This is a genomic window from Acidomonas methanolica (assembly GCF_004346035.1).
In the GTDB taxonomy this organism is placed as follows: domain Bacteria; phylum Pseudomonadota; class Alphaproteobacteria; order Acetobacterales; family Acetobacteraceae; genus Acidomonas; species Acidomonas methanolica.
This window is the reverse complement of the sequence record NZ_SLZN01000031.1, coordinates 24,277-30,754: the sequence shown is the minus strand read 5'-3', so window position 1 is coordinate 30,754 and position 6,478 is coordinate 24,277. Positions and strand designations below refer to the sequence as shown.

Sequence of the window (6,478 nt, the reverse complement as noted above, 5' to 3'; positions counted from 1 at the left end):
CCATCCTGCCGCTCCCGCCACGCTCGCCCGAATTGAACCCGGTGGAAAACGTCTGGCAGTTCATGCGCAATACCTGGCTGTCGAACCGGATCTTCGCACCTACGACGACATCGTCGATATCTGCTGCCACGCCTGGAATAAGCTCGTAGACCAGCCCTGGCGCATCATGTCCCTCGGTTTGCGAGACTGGGCACATGGGTTCTAACGAGACAGAATTGGTATAACACATGGCATCGCATGTCGAACGGTGAAAAATGTGATTCCGACAATCATCCGTGCTTTCTTCATCAGGAAGATCCCAGATAAGGCTGCTGTCGTGCCCGTGAAACAGGGGTGGCGCACGCCGTCAAAATGGCAATTTTGTTCCGGCGCGCGTATCGGACGGGAAACATCGGGGGCGTCATGACGGTCGTCATTTTTACGGTCGGGACCGAGGGCGATATCCGGCCTCATCTCGCATTGGGCAGGGGGTTGCGGGCTGAGGGGCATGCGGTGCGTCTCGTTACCGATCCCGGCTTCGCCGCTTCGGTTGCCCGGGCCGGGCTGGATTTCGCGCCGCTGAACGCGGATTTCGGCGCCATGATGCGGCGCAATCCCCAGGCGCTCGACGGGCGCAGCGGGCTGGCCGCCGCCCGCGTGGTTATCGCCGAGACGCGCAGGGCGGCGCAGGACTGGCCTGCGCAAGGGCTCGCAGCCATGGCGGAGTGTCGCCTCGTCATCGGGTCCGGCAATGCGACATTGCTCGCGGCAACGCTGGCGGAAAAAGCAGGGGTGCCTTTCGTGCAGACCCAGCTCCAGCCGCTCGACGCCAGCCGCGCCCTGCCGCCCGTGTGGTTCCGTCCCCGGCCTTTGCCGGGCGCGGCCAATTACGCCCTGCATGGGGCGATGCGCCGGGCGGCCTGGTGGTCGACGCGCGCGATCGCCAACGACATGCGCCGCACGCTTGAGGCTGCCCCCTATCCGTGGCGCGGACCGTGGGAATCGCCCCACGCCACAGGCGGTTATCGGCTTTACGGCTTCAGCCGCCATGTCGTGCCGCGTCAGCCGGAATGGCCGGAGACGATCGCCATGCCGGGCTACTTCATCCTCCCGCCGGACGAGGATTACGTGCCGCCGGGCCCGCTGGCCGCGTTTCTAGGTGAAGGGAGCGGAGAGGACGGGATGCCGGTCTATATCGGTTTCGGCAGCATGGTGAGTGCTCATGCCGAACGTCTGGCGGCCGTCGTGCGTGAGGCGGCCGCGCTCACCGGGATGCGCATCGTGGTGGGAAGCGGCTGGTCCGGAATGGGAAGATTCCTTGCCGATCTTCCAAACATCATGTCCGTGAGCGACGTGCCGCATGAATGGCTTTTCCGGCGGGTGCGCGCGGCGGTGCATCATTGCGGTGCAGGAACGGCTGCGGCGGCGGTGCGGGCGGGCATTCCCACCGTGCCGGTGCCGTTCGTGGGCGATCAGCATTTCTGGGGATGGCAGCTTGGCCGTATCGGAGTCGCGACCGTCAGCCAGAACATGCGCCACCTCACGGGAGCGGCACTCGCCCGCGCGCTGGAGGCAGCCGTTTCCCCCGCGATGCGCGCCCGCGCACGGGCGTTGGGCGAGACGGTGGCGGCGGAAGACGGCGTGGGCAACGCCATCGCCCAGCTCAGACGGTGGGCTCTTCTCTGACTTCGGCCATGCTGTCCGACTGGACGGCGATGCCGAGCCCGGCGCAAAGGAGGCGCGCCATCGCCGGATCGAGCATGTCCTGGTGTGTGCAGTCCAACTCCGTCACATCGAGCCGTCCCTCGAGGAACGCGGTCCAGACGGACGGATCGTCCCGCATACCGACGCCGCGACGGGCCGCGCGGAAGAAATGCGCGTCGCAGGCGACGGTTGGCGGCGTCCAGCCGCGCAGCAGATCGAGGTTCCGCGTAGCGGCATGACGCAGGCGAGCGAGAAGCGGCCCCTGCTCGCCGAACTCGCTCGGAAGGGCCTGGCCGTGATCCAGCATCGTCTCGACGAGCCGGTCAGCCAGCGCGTCCAGCGTCCGGGGAGGGGGGACATCTTCGGGCAGGGCGACGTCGAGAAAGCCGATCGCGGCCTCGATCAGGGCCGGATCGTCCAAAGGACCGCCATCCGGGCCGCGCAGAGGATAGGAATCGAGCAGAACCAGCGAGGCGACCCTCTCGCCTGACGCCAGCAATTGACCGGCGAGCGCATGGGCGACCAGCCCTCCCATGGACCAGCCGATCAGCGTATAGGGTCCGTCCGGCTGAAGCGCCCGGATTTCCTTCAGATAATGCGCCGCCAGTTCGGCGATCGAGCGGGGCGCGTCCTCGCCTTCCAGGAGGGCCACGTCCTGCAGGCCGTATACGGGACGCGACGACGGGATGAACGGCAGAAGCGTCGCGAAGCTCAGGGACAGGCCGAGCACCGGATGGAAGCAGAACACGGCCGGCCCGTCGCCCTCGGCGCGAAGCGGGAGGACGGTGGTGGTCAGAAGATCGAAGATTGCGGGTTTCTGGTGCAGCAACCGCGCCAGACGCGCGATCGTGGGGGCGCCGAACAGGGCCGTGATCGGGAGCGCGTATCCTTTTTCTTCCAGCGCCATGACGAACTGGACCGCGCTCAGGCTGTCGCCGCCGAGATCGAAGAAGTTGTCATGCCGCCCGATCTCCGCGCGGCCGAGCACCGAGCGCCAAAGCCCGGCCACGAGACTTTCCTCCGGCGTGAGGGCTTCGTCTTGCGCGTCGAGGCCGGTTTCCGCGCTCTCCGGTCCGGTTTCGGAAGGCGGCGGAAGGGACTTGCGGTCCAGCTTGCCGGCGGGCGTCATCGGCAGAGCGTCGAGGAAAACATAGCGTGTGGGCACCATCTGGGCCGGGAGCAGCGACAGAAGCCCTTCCCGGAGCGTCGCGATGTCAAGAGCGTCGCCGCTCTCGCCCGCTTCCGGCACGATATAGCCGGTGAGGACCGGCGCGTGGGGCCCCGGCCAGAGGCGTATGGCGGCCATGGCGACGCCGCGTTGGCGACGAAGCGCGCTTTCGATCTCCGCCGGCTCGGCGCGAACGCCGCGTATCTTGAACTGCTCGTCCTCGCGGCCAAGGATCACCAAAGTCCCGTCCGGCCTCAGGAGCGCGCGGTCGCCGGTCAGGTAGAGCCGCCCGCCGGAGTCGTCGAACGGGTCGGGCACGAAGCGCGCGGCGGTCAGGTCGGGTCGCCGCAGATAGCCGCTCGCGACGCCCGCGCCGCCGATGGCGAGCTGACCCGGCATGTCGAACGGCAGGAGACCGCCCGTTCCGTCGAGGATGCGCAGGCGCGTGGCCGCGAGAGGGCGACCGACGGGGACGACGCCGTCCTCCTCTGCGTCGGAGGCATGGAGTTCCTTCAGCGTGGACCAGATCGTCGTCTCGGTCGGGCCATAGACGTTGAATACGGCGCGTGCCCGTTCCATGAGCGCGCGGGCGAGTTCCGCGCTGAGCGCCTCGCCGCCGCAGAGCACGCGAAGGGGGCGGAGCCAGTCGCCCTCGGTCCCGTTCAGGGCCATCCGCCACCAGGTCGGCGTCGCCTGCATGATCGTGATGTCATGACGCCGCGCCGCCGCCGCGATGACGCGCGGATCGGCCATGTCGCCCTCGGGCAGCACCAGACGTGCGCCAGCCCGCAGGGGAAGCAGGAATTCCAGGATCGAGATATCGAACGTCACCGAGGTCGCGCTGAGCCAGCGTTCGTCCGGCCCGAAGGCCAGTTCGTCCTGCATGGCGCGCAGGAGGTTCTCCAGCGCGAATTTCGGGACGATCACGCCTTTCGGCGTGCCGGTGGTGCCGGAGGTGTAGATCACATAGGCGCTGTTTATGGGAAGCTGGGGCGTGCCGATCCCGGCGGGAATGCCCGAGACGACGCCTGCCGTGCCGTCGGGCGCGAGCGGCAGGCGGGCGAGCCGATCAGGCAGGCCGACCGCGATGGTCTCTTCGCCTGTCAGGATGAGGGCCGGGCGCGCGTCGTCGAGGATCGCGGCGGTGCGGCCTGGCGGCCCGTCGGGATCGAGCGAAAGCCAGGCCGCGCCGCACAGGGCGACGGCGAGCATGGCGACGATCTGCCGCCGGTCGCGCGGCACGCGGATCGCGACCAGCGTGCCCGGGCCGACGCCCTGCCAGGCGAGCGTCTCCGCGCAGCGCCCGGCCAGATCGTACATCATCCGATACGTTACGTTTCCGTAACTATCTGACACAGCGACGCGCTCCGGCATGCGCAAGGCATGACCCGCCAGCGCATCGAGCAGCCCCTCTTCCCCTTCCAGCGGCGCGGCTTTCTCGCCCAGGCGCAGGATCTCCGCACGCTCCGCCAGGCCGAAGAACGGATAAGCGCTCAGGGGAAGGCCGGGATCGTCCAGAATCGCTTCGACGTGAAGCTGTATCCGCGCGAGATGCCGGTCGAGGGCGGTGGCGTCGTACAGCGCGGGGTTGGCGTAAAGGGCGAGGCTGATTCCCTCGCCGTCCTGACGGTCGAAAACGAAGATCGTGAGGTCTTCCATCATGCCGTTGCTGAGATTGACGTTACGGGCCGGATGGACGCCGAAAGAAAGGTGATAGTCGAACGGCTCGATATTGACCGCGATCCGCGACAGGTGGCGCTCCATTTCCGTGAAGCCGAGTTCGCGGCGCAGGTCTTCGTAGCGGAAGTTCTGATGGCGGAGCGCGCCGTGCATCGCCCGCCGGGTCTGGGCGAGGAGATCGGGGAAGGGAACCCCGGCGCTGGGCGCGAAGCGGAGCACGACGGCGTTGGCCGCCATGCCGGGGACGCGGCGCATCATCCGGTCCAGCCGCCCCGTGACCGGCATGCCGATCGTCAGATCCTCCTGGCCCGTGCAGCGGAAAATATAGCTGACCAACAGAGCGGTAAACATCTGCGGCAAGGTGGACCCATGCTCCTGAGCGGCCGCGCGGATCCGCTCTTTCAGGCGTTCGTCGAAGGCGGCGGTGCGGGAGACGAAGCCCAGCGCCTGAAGGAGCGGATCGGCCGGGCGCGGCGGTGACGACGGGGAGGCCAGCGTCACCGCCTCCGGCGGGAGAGCGAGCCGTTCGCGCCAGTAGAGCCGGTCCGTCTCCCGGCGCGCGCCCGCGCGATATCGCTCTTCCTGCTCGATCAGGGTCCGCAGAGGCAGGAAGCTGGCGGGCGGCGCGTCCCGCCCCTCCGCCAGGGCCGTATAGAGTTCCGCCACCCGCGCGACGATCAGCCCGGCCGAAAAACCGTCGAGCGCGATGTGATGGCAGCAATGGAACCAGATGAAACGCGATGCTTCCAGCTTGATGAGGGCCGAATACCAGAGCGGGTCGCAGGCGAGATCGACGGGGCGGCGGAGATGCGCCGTCATCCACGTCCGCGCGCTTTCCTCAGCCGCCGGGTGGGTGGAAAAATCGAGGAAAGGCGGGTCAAAGCGCAGTTCGGGAAGGACGTCCTGATAGGGGCCGTCCATGCCCAGCCCGATCCGGATGCGCGTCGTCTCCGCTTCCCGGCTGACCTGCGCCAGCGCGGCCCGGAACGAGTCCGGCTCGATGGGTCCGCGCAGTTCGATGGCCTCGGCAATGTTGAAGGTTCCGCCTTGCGCGCGAAGCAGCCCTCCCATCCACACCCCCCGTTGAGCAGTCGTCAGGGGCAGGCGTTGGAGTGACATCGCGGAGTCCTTCACATTCGGTCGAATCTCGGCGTTATTATCAAAAAAGTGTTAAAGTCAGAATAGAAATTTTCGCCTGGGCGGCATTTTTCACCGGATATACTTTTGCGAATCTGCTTCGGCAGTATGGGCGCGAATCTGGCGAAATAATTGTTTTGAAATGATCAACAAATTGGCGTTCGCCGGCATCCCTATGCTCGGGCAGTCAGGATTCTGGACCTGTGATTCATCTGGGGCAACCGGTCGCGGGCGCTCAGCCCAGCCCCTTCCGGATGGCGTCGAGGGTCGCCTCGAAGCCGACGACGCCCTGCAAGACGCGCTCCATGAGCAATGCGCCCTCCAGGGCGGCGACCGTCATGCGCGCGTAGGACGCCGCCTGGACGCTCGGGCGGATTTCTCCCCGTGCGAGGCCGTCCTCGATGACCGCTTCGATCCAGGCGATATGCTTGTCAAAGAAAAGCGACAGCTTGTTCGTCAGACTGACGGGAAGAGCATGCAGCTCAATAGCGAGGACGGCACAAAGACAGCCGAGATCGTCCTGCAATCCCTGCACATAAAGCCGCCCATAGGCGTCGATTTTTTCTATGGCGCTTCTGTTTTCGGCAATGATCCTCGAAAGTTCATCGTCATATCTGCGGTCATATTCATCGACGAGCGCGGAGACGAGATTTTCTTTTGTTTTGAAATGATGATGAATACTGGCCTTTCTGATCCCGACAGCCGCCTCCAGATCCGCATAGCTGAATCCGGAATAGCCCTTGGCCCGCACAATGACCTCCGCTTCCCGGAGCAGGCGTGTTTTTGTATCTTGCACGTCGTTATCTCTCC

General features: G+C 66.2%; 3 protein-coding genes and 1 pseudogene. 2 read left to right on the top strand and 2 right to left on the bottom strand.

Translation table 11 applies throughout. The features are described 5' to 3' along the window. Nucleotides 1–205, top strand: a pseudogene (locus EDC31_RS15000) (transposase); the annotation flags it as partial. Between the two features lie 197 nt (nt 206–402). Beyond that, nucleotides 403–1,665 (top strand): glycosyltransferase, encoded by a 1,263-nt coding sequence (locus EDC31_RS14995; protein ID WP_042059947.1) that lies wholly within the window; start codon nt 403–405, stop codon nt 1,663–1,665. On the opposite strand, the gene EDC31_RS14990 is transcribed toward EDC31_RS14995, so the two are convergent. After that, nucleotides 1,643–5,650 (bottom strand): non-ribosomal peptide synthetase, encoded by a 4,008-nt coding sequence (locus tag EDC31_RS14990; RefSeq protein WP_042059914.1) that lies wholly within the window; start codon nt 5,648–5,650, stop codon nt 1,643–1,645. The two genes, EDC31_RS14995 and EDC31_RS14990, sit on opposite strands and share 23 nt — an antisense overlap. A gap of 253 nt (nt 5,651–5,903) precedes the next feature. After that, nucleotides 5,904–6,464: a TetR/AcrR family transcriptional regulator gene (locus EDC31_RS14985; protein WP_042059916.1), complete on the bottom strand. Its 561-nt coding sequence runs from the start codon at nt 6,462–6,464 to the stop codon at nt 5,904–5,906. Nucleotides 6,465–6,478 lie beyond the last annotated feature (14 nt).